The organism is Corynebacterium renale (assembly GCF_002563965.1).
Lineage (GTDB): Bacteria > Actinomycetota > Actinomycetes > Mycobacteriales > Mycobacteriaceae > Corynebacterium > Corynebacterium renale.
In genome coordinates, this window is the sequence record NZ_PDJF01000001.1 from 1,071,892 (window position 1) to 1,088,413 (window position 16,522).

Genomic DNA, 16,522 nt, shown 5'->3' on the forward strand with positions numbered 1-16,522 from the left:
CGCTACAGCCAGGTCACCGGGCGGATCTGGTTCGCAATATCCACCAGCGAGTACCGGTGTTTCGCGTATGGGGCGGTGCGCGCCACGACGCGCAGCGTCTCCGCGATGCCGGTGCGCAGGCCGCGTTGGGTGTACGGGTAGTCGAAAAGCGTGGCGGGTGCGCCGTCCGGTTGTTCAAGGCCGGCCTCGCGGAGCCCGCCGAGCGCGGCGACCATCACGGCGGTCTGAATCTGTAAGAAGCGCGGCTCGTTGGTCGGGATTTCCATGAGGCGGCGTTCTGCTTCGCGGATGCATTCGGGGGTGGCCCACGCGCCCTCGCGCCCGATGAGGTGCAGCACGGAGGTCAGGGCTGCCATGCGCTGGTGTCGGGAGGCGCCGGGCAGTTTGTCCAGCGCAGCCACCGCGGCCGCGACCGCACCTTCGGCGCGCAGCTGGCGGGCGAGCCCGAACGCGGACGACACTGTGGTGGGGTTCGTGGCCCACACCAGGGCATACAGTCGGATAGTGTGGAAGCGCAGCAGGGCGGGGTCTGTGGTGTGGACGGTCCAGTCGCGGTTGAGGCTGCCGTCGGCGAAGCGATCGTTGGGAATGTCCGATAATCCAACGTCGAGGGACGCGGCCGCGACGGCTAATTCCTCCGGCAGTAATTGGGTGGTGGAGTACTGGCCGTGGAGGAGGAGTTCGTTGGTTGCTGCGAGTGCCAGTTTGGGGGCGGCTTCTCCGGGAAGCAGCGTGAGTGCTTCAGCGAAGTGGTGTTGGGCGTCGGGGTAGTCGTCGAGAAGCAGTGCGGTGATGGCGGAATACCAGTGGTAGCGCCACGTGTGCCCGAAGCGCGGTTCCAGCGAGTCGAGCCAGCGGCGGGCGCGGCCGGTGAATCCGAGTTCGAGGGTGACGCGCACGATCGCAAACGGGATTTCTTGGGACTGCGCGTATTGCTCAGAATCGAGGGCAGTGGCCAGCGCCTCAAGGGTTTCTTCGGGTTCGGTGTAGGAAATACCGCCGAGCAGGGGCGCGCCGGGATCTTTCGCGTTGGTCAGTGGCACGGGCAGGGCGGCAATGATTTCGCCGGGTGTGATGCGTACGGAGCGGTCTACGCCGTCGATGAGTTGGTCGGTGCGGAAGACCAAGTGTTTGGTGCCAAACGTGCGCCTTTGCGGGGAGAACAGGGAGTGTTGGGGCGGGAATTGGCGCCCGTCGCGCAGCGCGATGACTTCGCGCAGCACCCCGTAGATCTGGGTGCGCAGCTCGTTGACGGTGATGAAGCGGGCCTTCGGATCCGGGTGGGTGGCACGCAGGAGCAGCCGGTAGAAGGAGGTGTACCGGCGGAGCAGGGGTTCTTCGTTGGGTGAGGGTAGGCCCGGGGCAAGTGCGCCGTTCTCGCGCGTCAGTGGCAGGGTGAGTGCGGCGAGGGTGCGGCCGACGGTGTAGATGTCACTGCTTATCGACGGCCCTTCGGTGGCCACCTCGGGTGCCTGGTATCCGCGCGTGCCGTAGATGAATCCGAAGGACCCGATCCCGGAGACTGCACCCAAGTCGATGAGTTTGACTTGGTCTTCGGTGGCAATGATGTTGTCGGGTTTGAGGTCGTTGTACACCACGCCGCGTTCGTGCAGGTAGTCAAGGGCGGGCAGGATTTCCAGGATGTAGGCGAGTGCTACGTCGATGGGCATGAGGCCACCGTCGTAGGTGCGGGCCCGGTCCTTTAGTGATGGCCCGGGCACGTATTCCATGACGATGAATCCGCCGGGGACGCGGGGGTCGTCGATGAAGTTGAAAATCTTTACGATCAGCGGGTGCGTCACGCCTGCTAGGAATTCGCGCTCGGATTCGGCGACGCCCACGTCATGGCCTTTGACCTGCGACTGCATCCCCTTGAGCACGACCACGCGCTCGGAGACGTTGCGGTCGGTGGCCAGGTAGATCCAGCCCATGCCGCCGTGCGCGATGACGCCTTTGATTTCGTATTGGTCGGCTACGATGTCGCCGGGTTGCAGTTGGGGCGCGGCGACCTTCGAGTCGGTGGGGTCGATGAGTGCGGCGTCGTCGTTGACGGTGGGTACGAAGGGCAGGGTGACCATGCCGTCGGCGACGGTGCGGTCTGCGCCCCGGGCGCTGCGCCGCTTCTTGAACGTGGATATCGCTTCCTCGCGGGCCCGCTTCGCGGTTGCTTCTCGACGATTCCGCTCCCGGCGTTCGTCAATGTCCGCAAGGAGGGCGGCAACGTCGGCGTCGCCGCCGACGGGAAGTTCACCGGCGGTGAGGGGTTCCGAATCGTCCGCGAAGGGGTCGAAGGGTACGGCTTGGGTGCCCGGTTCGGTGGGGTCGAACGTTTCTTCGTTCACTGTTCTTCCTCCCGGTAGTGCAGGGGCGGCGGGCTGGCAGGCGGGAGCCATCTGCTGAACCACGTGGTGTACATGGCGTCCCAGGTGCCGTCGTTAAAAATGCGCTCGAGTGTGGAATTCACCTGGCGGACGAGCCCTTCGTTGGCCTGGGCGATGCCGATGCCGTAGCTTTCTTGCGCCAGCCTGGGCCCGACGATGTTGGTGAAGGCGTCTTGGGCGGCGATGCCGGACAGCATGGTGTCATCTGTCATCACGACGGTCGTCTGGCCCTGCTGCAGGGTGACCAAGCAATCGGACCAGGAGCGCGTCTTGATAATCGTGGCCTCGGGCGCCAGCTGGCGTACCTTCTGCAGGCCAGTGGACCGGTCGGTGACGCACACTGCGTCGGTACCGATATCTTCCGGGGTGCGTACCGGGCTGCCGGTGCGCACCAACATGCGCGTGGACACGTCCAGGTACGGGGTACTAAAAGCAATTTTTTCCGCCCGGTCCTTAGTGATGGTCATCGACCGAATCACCATGTCCACCTTGCCGGAGGTAATCGCGTCGACGCGGTCAGCGGATTCCACGAACCGGAATTCCACCGCGTCCGGGTTGCCAAAAATATCGCGGGCAACCTCGTGGGCTAAGTCGATGTCGAAGCCGGTGAGTTCACCGGTCATGGGGTCGCGGAAGGAAATCAGGTTGAGCGCCTGGTCCACACCTACGATAATTTTCCCGCGTTCCACGATCTCCGGGATGCGCTCCTCGGGTGTGGCGTTATCCGGGGCGAGTGAGCCTTCTAACCCGCTGGTCACGATTTCCTGGGGCGGGTGCGTGCCGGGAAGTTCCACGCTGGCGTCGGCAGGCAAGGGGGCCACCCCGACGCGGGTATCCGCACCGACCCCGATCTGCGGGTTGTCGGCTTCCTGCGGCACGGCGTTGCAGCCGGCCAGGGCGGCAACCAGGGTCAGGCAGGCGAGGCGGCGGATCATAGGTACTCCTGCAAACGGGGACGGATGCCGACGATAACGGCCACGATAGCGGCCACAGAGAGCAGGAGCACGGAAATGGAGAGGAACGTGGTGGCGGCGACACCTTCACCGACGAACGCGCGCCGGGTGGTGCGTGAGTCGTCGATAAGCTGGGCGAGTGCCCCGTCCAAGTCACGGAATGCGCTGGCCGCGGTGTCGCCGTGCTGCGTGGTCAGTCTGGTGGCCTCCTGGAAATCACCCCGGGCCAGGGCGCCCACCAGTTCGGTGTGCGCGTCCTCCCACGCGACGGTTGCTTCCCGGGCGGCGACCACGTCATCGTGAACCTTCGTCGTGGCTGCTTCATAGTCGTCGAGGGCGTGGGTGACCTGGCGGGTGGTGTTCCGGAAGGAGGCCTCCGCCTCCGCCAGGGTGTCGCGGCGCACCAACGCCAGGGTCTCCGTGGTGCGGGCCTGCTGGGCGGCGATTCGGGCATCGGTGAGCGCTTCCCACGGGGAGGCGGCCAGCTCGTAGCCGCGGGAGACTGCCTGCCACGCGAAGAAATTGGACGCGCCCACCCAACCCAGGGCCACCACCATGCACACGGTGGCCACCCCGAAGCCGGCGTTAAAACGACGCCGCGTCCGCCGCCACAACCACCACTGCGCCACCACCAAGAAACCGAAGGCGGCCACCAACCCGGAGAGCGGAACCCACTGCGGTTTAGCCAGCCGGGACTGGTTTGCGGACACGGAGTGGCTGGTGCGGTCGAAGAGTTCCTCGGCGGCGGGGAGGATGTCCTCGCGCATCATCGCCGACGCTTGCGTCAGGTACGCCACCGCCACCGGGTTCGCGGACCGGTGATTGGCGCGCGCCGTCTCGACGATGCCGGTGTACATGGGCAGGTCACGCTGGATTGCCGCGATAAGTTCGGTGGCGCGCTGATCCCCGGAGCCCACCCAGGACGCTACTTGGGAGGCCGCGGTGCTGGCCTGCAGGATCGCGGACGTGTATTCGCGGTGCTGCTCCGGGCTAGCAGGCCCCACCTGCACCAGGGAAGAAGTGGCGATCGTGTCCGCCAAGGAAAGGGAGGTGTACAGGTTGTGCGCAGCGTAGGAAGTCGGTTCCGTGGTCTGTAAGAGTTCGGAGAGCGCAGTGTGGCGCGACGCCGTGGACACGCTCATGGAATAGCCGGCGGCGAAGATCGCGGCGCACAGCAGGAGGACCATGGTCAGCATCGTGCCGGGTGTGGTGCGGATGAAAGACCAGGTGGTTTTGAAATAATGGGCGGGAACTTCCCAGACGGAATTCCACCCCGACCGCGCCGGGCGGGACGCCGCCCCGGCGGGTTGGGTATGTGTCGAACCCGTAGCTGCCATCATTTCAGTAATCATAGTCACAAGCAGGTCAGGAGTACACGATGCCCAACCCCCCTTTCCCACGACGCTACGACTGTGGACACCACGGCGCAGGCCATGCCGTCTACCCCAACAGCGCACTGCGTGCCCAGGAACCTGGGGTGGGGTGGGAGAAGGTCACGGGCATTGCTTTCGACGGCGCCTTCATCACCTTCGACACCCCTAGTGGGCCGCATCGCGGCTGGCACCACGACTACGCCCTCCTGCGCGCGTACGTGAATCGCATCCCGGATGTGCAGTGGTGCCAGGACTATCGGCTCCTCGGTTTCGGCGGTACGAATCGGGTCTTAAGTATTGGGGAGACGGACGGTTCCGCGCGCTGTGGAACGCGACTACGCTAGGGCCCATGATCGGCGACGGCAACGGATGGAATGACGGCCCCGAGGGACAGAAAGTCTGGGGAAAGTACGGGGCGGCGGGATTGCTGCTCGTCGCGGAAGGTAAATACGTGCTCCTGCAGCACCGGGCGGAGTGGACGAACCAGGGCGGTACCTGGGCGCTTCCGGGTGGGGCCCGCGATTCCCACGAAACTGCGGCCGAGGCAGCGGTGCGTGAAGCGATAGAGGAAACGGAGATCGACCCGGCCAACGTCACCGTGGTGGGCGAGAAAGTCACGGCAGGTCCCGGCCCGACGGGGTGGACGTACACTACCGTGCTGGCGCGGTGCGAAAAGCGGCTTTCCACGACCGCGAACGCGGAGTCTTTGGAGTTGCGTTGGGTGCCGCTAGGGGACGTCGATAAGCTGCCTCTGCTGCCGGCCTTTGGTGCGTCGTGGCCTGATCTTTTGCTGTGGGCTTCCTGAAAACCCTACCCTGCGCGTTTGTGCTCACGTAGGGTGGGCAGGGTGATTGAATGTCAAGGACTGACCAAAACGTACGGGAAGGTCACCGCTGTTAGCGACCTTTCCTTTAGCGTCAAACCCGGGGTGGTCACCGGGTTCCTCGGGCCGAACGGTTCGGGCAAATCCACCACGATGCGCATGATCGTCGGCCTGGATAACCCCACCGCGGGCACCGCGACCATCGGGGGTAAGCGGTATCACGAACTCAAGCACCCACTGCGCGAAGTAGGGGCGCTTCTCGACGCCAAGGCGGTCCACCCGAACCGCACAGCAGCAAACCACCTGAAGTGGATCGCCGCCTCCAACGGCATTCCTGCCAGCCGTGTGGATGAAGTCCTGGTGCTTGTGGGGCTATCCGACGTCGCCGGCAAGAAAGCTGGCGGCTTCTCCCTGGGCATGAGCCAACGCTTGGGACTCGCGAGCGCCTTGCTCGGCGACCCGCACACCGTGCTTCTCGACGAACCCGTCAACGGCCTCGACCCCGAAGGCATCCGCTGGGTACGTGGCCTGATGCAACAACTCGCCCGGGAGGGGCGCACCGTGCTCGTGTCCTCCCACCTGCTCTCCGAGATGGCGCAAACCGCCGAAGACCTCGTGGTCATTGGCCGGGGCCGGCTCATCGCCGAAACCTCGGTGCGTGACTTTATCGCCGCCAACTCCGGTACGTCCGTGACTGTGCGCGCCCGCGAAATTGATGCCCTCGAGGTTGGCTTCCGCGAAGAAGGCCTCGACGTCACTCGCGCCGTTGACGCCGACGGCCGGCCCACCCTCCGCATCGCCGACGCCACCAGCGACGATGTCGGCCTGCTCGCCTTCTCCCTCGGCGTGCCGCTGACGGAGCTGACCGAAACCCACGCTTCTTTGGAAGAGGCGTACATGACATCGACGGGCGACGCCGTCCAGTACCAGTCCCAGCAGATGGAGGGCACCAAGTGAACGCTATAAAAGCTGAATGGGTCAAACTGTCCACCACGAAATCCCTGTGGTTGACCAGCGGTCTTATCCTCCTCTTCGCAGTCTTCATCGGCTGGTTGAGCGGCCAGAGCTACGGCCAAGCTAACCCTGAGTTGGGCTTTGACTTGGGTCCTTTGCGCCCCGGCGTGGTTGTGGAGTCGCTGCGGCAAATGGTTATCATCGTGGTGATTATCCAGGCTGCCATGCTTTTCACCACCGAAAACCGGTACGGACTGCAGCGCACCACCTACCTGGGCACGCCCAACCGGTGGCAGGTGGCCTTGGCCAAGGTAGTCCTGTACTCCGTGATTACCGCGGTGCTGAGCTTCCTGGCGTGGATCATCGCGGCCGTGTTGGCAAACGCGCTCGCCGCTGAGGGGCGGGGATTCGAACTCGGCAGCGCGGATTCCGTGCGCGCCATGTGGGCCTTCCCGCTGGCTATGGTGCTTGTGGTGGTCTTCAGCCAGGGTATTGCCATGCTCTTGCGCCACACGGCAGGTGCCGTCACGCTGATCCTGGGTTGGGCGATCGCCTTGGAAAACGTGGTGTCTTTCCTTCCCGGAATCGGGCCGAAGGTGGTCGACTGGATGCCGTTTAAGCGCCTGACCTACTTTGTGACCGAAAGCCAGCCCCTGTTCTCTTCGAGCACGTGGGAAGTGTGGCCCAGCTTGGCGTACTTCACTGCGTGGGCGGTGGGCCTCTTCGCGGTGGGCACGTTCGTCACCATGAAGCGCGACGCTTAAGAATTCCAGGCGCCAATCCCCAACACTGCCAGGGGAGCGGCCACGTACAGGGCCGCGAACAGCGCTACGGTGACGGGAACGTTGCGTGCAGCGAAGCGCCCAAACTGGCGTGCTATACGGCGGATCTGCGTCCGCAAAGCCGGCACGCTAAAGAACACGATCGCGCCCACCAGGTTGAACAGGATGTGCACCAGGGCGGCCTGGATCGCGAACGTTCCCAACGCCCCAGGCACCGCGATAGCCGTGATGAACGCGCCGACCGTAGTACCCAGGTTCGCGCCCACGATGATGTTGAACAGTTCGCGGCGGCGGATCGTCTTCGCGGCAGCAAACGGGACCGTGGTAGAAATCGTGACCGCCGACGCCTGCACCACGACCGTGGCAAGGAAGCCGGTGGCGAAACCGGAGGCCGTGCTGGCACCAAACATGGATTCCAGCACGGTCTTTGTCGTCGCAGCGAACAGGGTCTGAATCAGCGAACTCATAACCCGCAGCGCCGTCCACACCATCGCTGTGCCCAAAAGGATGGCGATGAGGCCGGCGAGGCGGACGTCGAAAAGCGAACCGAGCAGCCCGTCAGTTCCCACCGCACCGATCAATGGTTCGAGGAGCCGATCCATGGCGAAAGCGGGGACCTCGATGGCGTCCATGAACTCGAGGCCCTGCGCAATCGCGGCCGAAAGCCTTTCCAGAGGGCGAAACAGCAGCTCAAGGGGGAAGAGCACCGCCACGAGGGACAGGTTGAACAGCAGGTGCATGCTCGAACCGGAGAGCGCGCGGCGCAGGTGCTCATGCTTATCCGCGAAACTCAGGGAGGCCATAAGCGGGGTGATGGTGGTGCCGATGTTCGCGCCCATGATCACGGGAATCGCGACCTCCACCGACATCGCACCCGTGCCTACTGCCGCGATGACTAGGGCGGTCGTCGTCGTGGAGGACTGCACCAGCGCGGTGACCACAACGCCCAACGCCAGGCCCAAGATCGGGTGCACGGCCAGGGAGACGGCCTGATTTATATATCCCGCCCCGGCCCCATACACGCCGTCGATGATCAAGTAGACCCCCACGAACAGTGCGCACACCGATACGAGAACGCCCAACCACCGGATTACGCGGCCCGGGGTAGACAGCAGGACCATGTCCTCGGAAGCAGGAATGTCTTTGGGGTTGACGGAGTGTTGGGTCCCCAGCGGGGAGGTGGGCACTAACGCCATGAACAACCTCCCTGCTCGTAGACCTAAAACTAGGTTAAGTCTAGCGATGGGCTAGGTGAACCGGAAATGGCGGGCAGGTGCCTTTACTGCAATGCCGACGTCAGGCGCATCACATTATCGACGTAGCGGCGGCCCCAACCACGCTCGTTCCACCGCTCCAAGGTCAGTTCGGGGCTCACGGCAAGGTATGCCGCGGCGGTCTCGTTGAGTTGGGTGATCAGGTTGCCGCGCGCCACCATGAGTGAGACTTCGTAGTTCAGCCCGAAGCTGCGCATGTCCATGTTCGAGGATCCCACCACCGCAAGCGGGGATAATTCCGGGTTGTCGGGGTCGGTGATAACGAACTTGGAGTGCAGGATGTACGGCTTGGGGAACTGGTAAATCTTCACGCCCGCCTCCAGGAGTGCCTGGTAGTAGGAGGATTGGGCGTGGTTGACCATGAACTGGTCGGAGGCTTCGCCGACGAGGAGTTCCACGCGCACCCCGCGGTAGCAGGCGGTGGTCACGGCGTCGAGCATGGACTCGTCGGGGATGAAGTACGGGGAGCACATGACCAGGCGTTCTTTGGCGTGGTGGATGATCGAGTTGAACATGCGCAGGTTCGGCTCGGTGGAATAACCCGGGCCGGAGGGCACCAACTGGACGATATTGTCGCTGGAGGTGTCATCTTCGGGGATTTCGGGTTCCTGGTAGTGGTCGGTGACGTCGAGAAGCTCTTCGGATTCGCTGTACCAGTCCACCGAGAAGATCATGTTCATGGAGTCCACGATGGGGCCTTCGAGTTCCACCATGGTGTCGATCCACTGGCGGCCGGCGCGCTTGTGGTTTTTCATCACGTAGCCGCGTTCGATCATGTTGAAGGAACCCAGGAAGCCGGTTTCGCCGTCGATGATGAGCATTTTGCGGTGATTACGCAGGTCGGGGCGGCGGAAGCGTCCGCGCCACGGGGCGAGGGGCAGCATCTCGTAGGTCTGCACCCCGATTGCTTCCAGGCGTTTCTTCAGCTTGGAGGATTTGGGGTATTTGAAGGACCCGATTTGGTCGAACATGTAGCGTACGGTCACGCCGCGTTCGACTGCGCGTTTGCAGGCTTGGAAGAATTGGTCGGTGGTGTCGTCCCACACGGTGATATAGATTTCCGCGTGCACGAACTCTTGTGCCTCGTCGACGGCCTCGGCCATGCGCGCGATCGTGGCGTTGTAGTCGGTCCACACGCCTTTATTCTTTCCGACGACCGCCGGCAGGTTGGTCAGCGACCGGTTGAGCTTGAACAGGGACTCGATCTCCGGGGTGAAGTTCGCGCCCTCGGGGTAGTCGGGGACGTCTGCCTGCACGTCTTCGATCATGGCGTTGGCTTCACGCTGGATGCGGTGCCGGCGCCGGGACACGTAGGGCGAACCCATGATGAGGAACAGGGGCAGGCCGATGAACGGGATCAGCAGGATGGCCAGCAGCCACGCCGTCGATGAGGATGGCTTGCGTCCCTCCGGCACGTAGCCGATGGCAAAAATTTTGATGCCATAATCCAGAATCAGGCCGATGGCCTGCCACGTATCAATGTTCCAACTCACGGTGCGGGGGTTACCTCACCGAGTCAAAGTCTGGTGCGAACTCATAATCCACGACGACGGGCGCGTGGTCGGAGGCGCCCTTGCCGGAGCGTTCGTCCACATCCACGAACCCGGCCTTCGCTTCGGCGGCGAGGCGCTCGGAAGCCAGTTGGAAGTCGATGCGCATGCCCTCATTCTTGCCGAAGCGCCCGGCTTTGTAGTCCCAGTACGTGTACTTCTGGGATTCGGTAAAACCGCGGGTGACTTCGGTTAATCCGGTTTCTTCCAGGGCTTGGAAAGCGGCGCGTTCCGGTTCGGTGACGTGGGTGAGGCCTTCGAAGACGGTGATGTCCCAGACGTCCTCGTCGCGGGGTGCGATGTTGAAGTCGCCGGTGAGCAGGAGCCGCCGGGCCGGTTCGGCCGCGAGTTGCCTCTCGACGTAATCGCGCAGCGTGTACAACCACCGGATTTTATAGTCGTAGTGGCGGTCAGCGATCTCACGGCCATTGGGCACGTACAGGGACCACACCTCCACGCCACCACACGTAGCGCCGACCGCTCGAGCTTCGGGGGCCTGCTCTTTAGCCGGATCTTTTGCGAAGCCCGGCTGGTTGGGGAAGCCCACGTGGACGTCGTCAAGCCCTACCCGGGAGATGATCGCCACACCGTTCCACTGCGAGTAGCCGACGTGCGCGACCTCGTAGCCGGCGTCCTCGAAGGCGGCGAACGGGAAGTTTGTGTCGGTGCACTTGGTTTCCTGCACCGTCAGCACGTCCACATCGTGGCGGTCCAGGAACGCGAGCATGCGCTCCTCACGAGCACGGGCAGAGTTAACGTTCCAGGTTGCGATGCGCATACGCGACAGTCTAGCGGGAAATTTCGTGCGCGTACCGGACGCGGTGGTGCTCCACGAAACCGGCCTTCTCGTATACGGACACCGCGCCTGTATTAGAAGCGAGCACGTGCAAGTAGGCACGCCCCGCCCCACGGGACTGTCCCCAGCCCACAACGTGCTGCACAATGGCTTTCCCAAGGCCGCGGCCGCGTTCAGTTTCGGCGACCTCCACAGCGGAGAGTCCCAGCCACTGGGTTTCGTCCGGGCTTTCGGTAATGGTGGCACGCGTGATGGCAACCACCTGGCCGGTAGGCGAGAAGATGGTCCCAAACGCCAGGGTGCCCTCGATGGTGGAGTGCAGGAGGCGCAGCGCTTTCGGGGGCAGGGGCGTGCCACGGAAGTGGTAGAGGGCTAACCACTCGTCGGTCGGTTCGTCCAGGACATCGAAGCGGTAGCCTGCGGGCAAAGTGGCCGGCCCCTCGGCTGAGTCGAGGGTGAGAGCCATCGCGAGAATTTCGTCGGAGAGGCGCCAGCGGTCCGGATGGGCGTCGACAAGCTGTTGTGCCCCACGGCCGATCCGTTCGGGGATGGCCAGGATGACGGGCTCGCGGTGGGCGTCGTAGAACGCCTGGATTTCGGGGAGGGGCACGGGCTCGAAGCCTGCCGACGGGCCAAGCGGGATGGCCGAGTTGGAACGCTCCGTAATCGAGTCGCCTTGGCGGAGCAGCCAGCTCCCGTTGCTGCTCCACGTGTGGTCGTGGCCGGGGAAGGCCAGCGCGGCCGCGTGTTCGAGGTGTCGGATGTCGGCGGTGCGGACGGTGCGCGCGGGCATCCGCCGCACGATCACGATGAGTTCGGCCGGCACTTCGATGGCCTCTTCGTCAGAGGGCCAGCCGCCGACTTTCTGCGGGCGGACCACGAGGGGGTCTACCTGCACGACGTGCCCGATGATGTCCCCGACCAGACCGGGGGTGTTCGGCAGCTTGCGGCGGACCACGATCCGGTCGCCGACCTCGTAGCTTTGGGAGCGGAAGAACCCCATATTATTCGTCGTGGCCGAATGGGTCGCGGTCGACGCCAGGCATCCACGTGTTCCCGGCGTGGTCCCAGCCGTTGGCCTTCACTGCGCGCTTGGCTTGGCGCTTGTAGCGGCCGGTCAGAACGTCGAGGTAGACGAAGCCGTCGAGGTGGCCCACTTCGTGTTGGAAGCAGCGGGCTAGGAAGCCTTCGCCTTCGGCCGAGATTTCGTTGCCCTCAAGGTCGTAGCCGGTGACCTTGGCGTAGTGGGCGCGCCCGGTGGGGAAGCCTTCGCCTGGGACGGAGAGGCAGCCTTCGTCGTCGGAGCCGTCGGAGGCCGGCATGGTTTTGGGGACTTCGCTGGTCTCGAGCTCGGGGTTGATGAAGTAGCCGCGGTGCCAGTGGCCTTCGTCGTCGGGGCAGTTGTAGACGAAGATGCGCAGGCTCAAGCCGATTTGGTTGGCTGCAAGTCCGACGCCGTTTGCTACCTTCATGGTTTCAAACATGTCGTCGATAAGTTCTGTGTACTGGGAGTATGGTTCCTCCGCGCGGGCGGTGGGGTTGTGCAGTACAGGGTCTCCGTAAATAACGATTGGGCGCACAGTCATGGCTTACAGTGTAAACGTGTCTTTGTCTGACTTCGATGACCGCCTCCTGCAACTGGCCGCCGGCCGCCCGTCGGAGGAGCGGATTCGCGCCGAGCTGGGTGTGAGTGCTGTGCGTTTTTACCAGCGCCTCAATTCGCTTCTCGACGACGCTTGCGCCCTAGAGGCCTATCCCTCCCTAGTGATGCGCCTGCGCCGTTTACGCGACACACCCCAAATGTGACTAGAGTTGCTGGTGTGACTAACGAGAATGCGAACACCCAACCTTTTCCCAAGCGTGGACTCGCCATGGTGCTTATCGCCGTGGCCGTTCTTCTTGGTTTGTGGGGTATTTATGCACTGACTCAAGGTGATTCTGATTCCACCACCACCGCGAGCGAAACCTCCACCACGAGCGCGCCCACGACCGCAGCCCCGGCCTCGTCGGCGCCTGCGGAGCAGCCCGCGGCCAGCCCTCAAGAGACACAGCCCGCAGCGGCCACGCCCGCCCCGGCAGCTCCTGCGCCGGCCCCGGCAACCGGCGTGGTGCACGTGCTGAATAACTCTACGGAATCCGGTCTAGCTGCAGATACGGCGAATGCGCTGCGTGGCCGTGGGGAGGCTGTAGGCATCGACGGCAACCTGGCCGGCGACCTTCTGACCGTCCCGCAGAACACCGTGTTCTTCCACCCCGGCCACGAGCAGGCTGCCCGTGAACTCGCCGACCGCGTTGGTGCCGTCGCGGCGCCGTATAACCCTGCGATTGGGGAGGCTCGTGACGAAACTCGCCACCCCCAGGATCTCACCCTAGTTCTCGTTGGGCCCATTGCGGCCGTAAACTAGGGCCCCATGGCAACCCCTTTTAACAGGTCCCCACGGCACACTCTCGGAGTGGAGTGGGAAATCGCTCTCATTGATCCGGAGTCACGGGACCTGGCCCCGCGCGCCGCTGAAGTTATCGACATCGTCGCACAGCGCCACCCCGAGGTGCACTTGGAGCGCGAATTCCTGCAGAACACCGTGGAGCTGGTGACCGGCGTCCACGACCGTGTGCCCGACGCCGTCGCGGAGTTGTACGCGGACCTGCGCGCCGTCAAAGAGGCTTCCGACGAGCTAGGACTCAAACTGTGGTCGTCCGGATCGCACCCGTTCTCCGATTTCCGCGAGAACCCCGTCAGCGAGAAGGGCTCCTACAACGAGATCATCGAGCGCACCCAGTACTGGGGTAACCAGATGCTCATCTGGGGCCTGCACGTGCACATCGGCATCTCGCATGAGGATCGCGTGTGGCCGATCATCAACGCGCTGATGACGCACTACCCGCACCTGCTGGCGCCGTCGGCAAGCTCCCCGGGCTGGGATGGCCTGGACACGGGCTACGCGTCCAACCGCACGATGCTGTACCAGCAGCTGCCGACCGCCGGCATGCCGTACCCGTTCGAGAACTGGGCGCAGTGGGAGGAATACCTGCACGACCAGGAGATTTCCGGGGTCATGAGCCACACCGGGTCCATGCACCTAGACATCCGCCCGGCCCCGAAGTGGGGCACAATCGAGGTCCGCATCTCCGACGCGCCCTCCAACCTGCGCGAACTATCCGCCATCGTGGCGCTCACGCACAGCCTGGTCGTCTACTACGACCGCATGCTCTCCGAAGGCAAGCAACTGCCGACCCTGCAACCATGGCACGTCGCCGAGAATAAGTGGCGCGCCGCCCGCTACGGGTTGGGTGCGCAGATTATCACCAGCCGCGCCACCGATGAAGAATGGCTTCACGACGCCCTCCCGGCCCTCATCGAAACCCTACGCAGCACAGCCGAAGACTTAGGCTGCCTGCCAGAACTGGAGTTGCTGTCCGAGATCCTAGAGACTGGTTCCGGTTCCGACCGCCAACGTGAGATCTTTAAGCGTGAAGGTTCGTGGATCCCGGCCGTTGATGCAACGTGTGCGGAGATGTGGGAGAAGCTTCCGCTGCGCTAAAACTCAGGGTCTGGGTGCACCTCCGTATTGAGCCGGCTACGGTACGCGCGCTGCTTGCGTTCCTTCAGGTATTCCGCGATCGTTTTCGCCTCCCACTTGCCTTGCGGCGAGAGTGGGCCGGTAGCTAGCCCAATTTCAAAGGTGCCGTCCGTGTGTAGCCAGATTGTGGTGCCCGTTTCTGGGTCCAGGATGTAGTGCAGGCCTCCGTTGGTCTTGTGATTGTGGTCGTAAGAGCAGGCGTTCAGTAAGTTCTTCGCGGAGGTTTCCCCACCTTCGGCGTACTCCACGCGGTGGTCCTTCTGGCACCGGTGCGCAGGCGTAGTACAGCCGGGCACCCCGCAGGTCCCGTCGCGACCTTCCAAGTAGGCTTTCAGCCCTGGGCCGGGCGTGTAGGAGTTGGATTTCGCGTCCTTGTAATCCGCCAGGTTGCGCGTGCTCGTGACCTTGGCCAGCAGTTCGTCGCGTAATTCGCCGGTCATCCATCCGACGCCCGACATCCACGCCGGAGCGTCCGGTATGTCTTCGGCCTGGTAGACGTTGAGAGTGAGCTTCACGGTGATGTTCTCAAAGATGAGCTTGTAGAAGGCATCCTCGCGCGTGCAGTCGTGTTCGCGCGCGATGGAACGGATCGCCTCGTCCAGGATGAGGCCATCAGGCTTCGTGAATTCGGCGCGGAGGGCTGCGACGTCGCCTTCGTTCTCCTCGGGGAGGTCCAGCCCGAATGGTGGAAGCTCCTTTTTGGTAGGTTCCGGCTTCAACTGAGGATTCACCGCGACCAGGATTTTGGTCACTTCCTTGCGGAACGCGGTGTGGTCCGGAAACGTCTGGGCAGGCAAGGTCGGCTGGAGGAGTGTGGCCAGTAGCCCGTCAATATCCGGCAACGTATCATCCGGTGCAGCGTCCAGGATGGATGCGATGATGGAAATGTGTTGCGCATCCAGGAGAAAAAGTTCCCGCTGCAGCGCCAATGTTTTAGGTAACTGGTGCAAGATCGACATTCCGACGATGACCACGTTGTGGGCACGCCCGCGCGTGTATTGGGAAGAACGCCTAATGGATTTGATGGTGTCCCGCATCGTGGCATCCGGTTTGCGCATCATGTGCTCCAAGGCCATGAACTCCGGGCGCCTGGCGCCCTCAAGCATGACTGCAATCGGATCAGTCTGGTCGCTGCACGCGAAGTACGCCGGCGGGTTAACCCCCGGTTCTCTTCGGATATGTGGCGGTATCTCAAGAGTTTCCACAACCCCGTCCCGTTATCTGGCCCACCCCGGGCCGAGAATTTTTTTGCTGTACTACCACAATAAAAGACTAGAACAGGTGTGTCAATAGTAAATGTAAAAACGCAGGCCAGCGGTGTTGTAAAAGAACATAAATACACAACCGGGGCCACGCACCACGTACGCGACCCCGGCCAACCTGTAGTCCGGCTACTTCCGCCTGTTGCGCAGGGAACGCTGCGCGGGGGCGTCGTTACGCGAAAGGCGATGCCGGTCGCCGTAGAGACCCTCGCGGCGCGCCACGCGACCCAGGCGCTGGGCGGTGACGGGGTTGGTCACGAAGGTGAAGAGGATCAGTAGGACCAGAATGCCCATGTCACCGCGCTGGCCGACGCCAAAGTTCTCGGAACCGGCGACACGAATAATTGCGCCAATGACGGTGAGCAAAAGACCCGTGGTCTGCGGCTTCGTGATGATGTGAATCTTGCTCATCGTGTCCTTGAAGCGCACCAAACCAATCGACGCAGACAGCACCAGGAACGCGCCGACCAGGATGAACACCAGGGAGACGATATCTGTGACAAGTTGCCAGTTCATTTATGCACCATCCCTCTTACGGAAGCGAGCCACGGACGTCGAGGAGATGAAGCCCAACAGTGCGACCACGATCATGGCGTTGACCACGGTGGTATCTAGCGTCCAGCAGATGTACACAGCAAGGGCACACTGCACCATGGCGATGAGCCCGTCGAGGCTGAGTACACGGTCCATGGAGTTGGGCCCGCGTGCAATCGCGTACGCGGCCAGCACGAAGGCGACGGCGAACATGGCGGCCGCAACGGCCAGAATCGCGTTGTAGATTGTGGAATCCATG

General features: G+C 63.3%; 18 protein-coding genes. 7 read left to right on the plus strand and 11 right to left on the minus strand.

The features are described from left to right. Positions 1-2: 2 nt before the first annotated feature. Genes ATK06_RS05045 through ATK06_RS11230 form a run of 3 tightly spaced genes read right to left on the minus strand, consistent with a single transcriptional unit; the run spans position 3 to position 4,686 of the window. The gene (locus ATK06_RS05045) at positions 3-2,393 is read right to left on the minus strand and encodes a serine/threonine protein kinase (RefSeq protein WP_098388945.1); all 2,391 of its coding nucleotides are present in this window, start codon (positions 2,391-2,393) and stop codon (positions 3-5) included. Continuing rightward, positions 2,339-3,316, minus strand: coding sequence for a glutamate ABC transporter substrate-binding protein (locus ATK06_RS05050; RefSeq protein ID WP_098388946.1), 978 nt, complete (start codon positions 3,314-3,316; stop codon positions 2,339-2,341). The genes ATK06_RS05045 and ATK06_RS05050 overlap by 55 nt, the downstream gene beginning before the upstream one ends. Further along, positions 3,313-4,686: a hypothetical protein gene (locus tag ATK06_RS11230; protein ID WP_048381092.1), complete on the minus strand. Its 1,374-nt coding sequence runs from the start codon at positions 4,684-4,686 to the stop codon at positions 3,313-3,315. Before ATK06_RS11230 ends, ATK06_RS05050 begins: the two co-directional genes overlap by 4 nt. A 26-nt stretch (positions 4,687-4,712) precedes the next feature. On the opposite strand from ATK06_RS11230, the gene ATK06_RS05065 reads away from it, so the two are divergent. The 4 genes from ATK06_RS05065 to ATK06_RS05080 are packed head-to-tail and all read left to right on the plus strand — an operon-like array spanning position 4,713 to position 7,248. After that, positions 4,713-5,051: a hypothetical protein gene (locus ATK06_RS05065; RefSeq protein WP_048380896.1), complete on the plus strand. Its 339-nt coding sequence runs from the start codon at positions 4,713-4,715 to the stop codon at positions 5,049-5,051. Positions 5,052-5,056: 5 nt separating this feature from the next. Continuing rightward, positions 5,057-5,512: an NUDIX hydrolase gene (locus tag ATK06_RS05070; RefSeq protein ID WP_098388948.1), complete on the plus strand. Its 456-nt coding sequence runs from the start codon at positions 5,057-5,059 to the stop codon at positions 5,510-5,512. A gap of 42 nt (positions 5,513-5,554) precedes the next feature. After that, on the plus strand, positions 5,555-6,487 hold the full coding sequence (locus ATK06_RS05075) for an ATP-binding cassette domain-containing protein (protein WP_098388949.1): 933 nt from the start codon (positions 5,555-5,557) through the stop codon (positions 6,485-6,487). Further along, the gene (locus tag ATK06_RS05080) at positions 6,484-7,248 is read left to right on the plus strand and encodes an ABC transporter permease (RefSeq protein WP_048380888.1); all 765 of its coding nucleotides are present in this window, start codon (positions 6,484-6,486) and stop codon (positions 7,246-7,248) included. The genes ATK06_RS05075 and ATK06_RS05080 overlap by 4 nt, the downstream gene beginning before the upstream one ends. Here ATK06_RS05080 and ATK06_RS05085 read toward each other — a convergent pair. The 5 genes from ATK06_RS05085 to ATK06_RS05105 form a co-directional block, all read right to left on the minus strand. Then, positions 7,245-8,462 (minus strand): Na/Pi symporter, encoded by a 1,218-nt coding sequence (locus ATK06_RS05085; RefSeq protein ID WP_098388950.1) that lies wholly within the window; start codon positions 8,460-8,462, stop codon positions 7,245-7,247. The two genes, ATK06_RS05080 and ATK06_RS05085, sit on opposite strands and share 4 nt — an antisense overlap. An 83-nt stretch (positions 8,463-8,545) precedes the next feature. Then, positions 8,546-10,033, minus strand: a complete 1,488-nt coding sequence (gene cls, locus ATK06_RS05090) for a cardiolipin synthase (protein ID WP_098388951.1) — start codon at positions 10,031-10,033, stop codon at positions 8,546-8,548. Positions 10,034-10,043: 10 nt separating this feature from the next. Continuing rightward, the gene (locus tag ATK06_RS05095; RefSeq protein ID WP_048380884.1) at positions 10,044-10,868 is read right to left on the minus strand and encodes an exodeoxyribonuclease III; all 825 of its coding nucleotides are present in this window, start codon (positions 10,866-10,868) and stop codon (positions 10,044-10,046) included. A gap of 10 nt (positions 10,869-10,878) precedes the next feature. Then, positions 10,879-11,889 (minus strand): N-acetylglutamate synthase, CG3035 family, encoded by a 1,011-nt coding sequence (locus ATK06_RS05100; RefSeq protein WP_048380882.1) that lies wholly within the window; start codon positions 11,887-11,889, stop codon positions 10,879-10,881. Between the two features lies 1 nt (position 11,890). After that, positions 11,891-12,472, minus strand: a complete 582-nt coding sequence (locus ATK06_RS05105) for a peptide deformylase (RefSeq protein ID WP_048380880.1) — start codon at positions 12,470-12,472, stop codon at positions 11,891-11,893. A gap of 16 nt (positions 12,473-12,488) precedes the next feature. Here ATK06_RS05105 and ATK06_RS05110 point away from each other — a divergent pair, with 16 nt between their 5' ends. The 3 genes from ATK06_RS05110 to ATK06_RS05120 are packed head-to-tail and all read left to right on the plus strand — an operon-like array spanning position 12,489 to position 14,428. After that, complete coding sequence (locus ATK06_RS05110) at positions 12,489-12,692, plus strand: DUF3263 domain-containing protein (RefSeq protein ID WP_309543692.1); 204 nt, start codon at positions 12,489-12,491, stop codon at positions 12,690-12,692. 14 nt (positions 12,693-12,706) lie between these two features. Beyond that, positions 12,707-13,291, plus strand: coding sequence for a LytR C-terminal domain-containing protein (locus ATK06_RS05115; RefSeq protein WP_053072837.1), 585 nt, complete (start codon positions 12,707-12,709; stop codon positions 13,289-13,291). Between the two features lie 6 nt (positions 13,292-13,297). Further along, positions 13,298-14,428 carry a glutamate--cysteine ligase gene (locus ATK06_RS05120; RefSeq protein ID WP_048380876.1) on the plus strand — a complete coding sequence of 377 codons (1,131 nt, stop codon included), beginning with the start codon at positions 13,298-13,300 and terminating at the stop codon, positions 14,426-14,428. Here the strand turns inward: ATK06_RS05120 and ATK06_RS05125 are convergent. From ATK06_RS05125 to ATK06_RS05135, 3 genes are all read right to left on the minus strand, one after another. After that, complete coding sequence (locus ATK06_RS05125; protein WP_143341397.1) at positions 14,425-15,672, minus strand: HNH endonuclease signature motif containing protein; 1,248 nt, start codon at positions 15,670-15,672, stop codon at positions 14,425-14,427. The genes ATK06_RS05120 and ATK06_RS05125 overlap by 4 nt on opposite strands. Before the next feature lie 186 nt (positions 15,673-15,858). Further along, a complete protein-coding gene (gene mnhG, locus ATK06_RS05130) occupies positions 15,859-16,245 on the minus strand; it encodes a monovalent cation/H(+) antiporter subunit G (RefSeq protein ID WP_048380869.1) in 387 nt (128 codons plus the stop codon). Next, positions 16,246-16,521 (minus strand): monovalent cation/H+ antiporter complex subunit F, encoded by a 276-nt coding sequence (locus ATK06_RS05135; RefSeq protein ID WP_098388953.1) that lies wholly within the window; start codon positions 16,519-16,521, stop codon positions 16,246-16,248. Position 16,522: the final 1 nt, after the last annotated feature.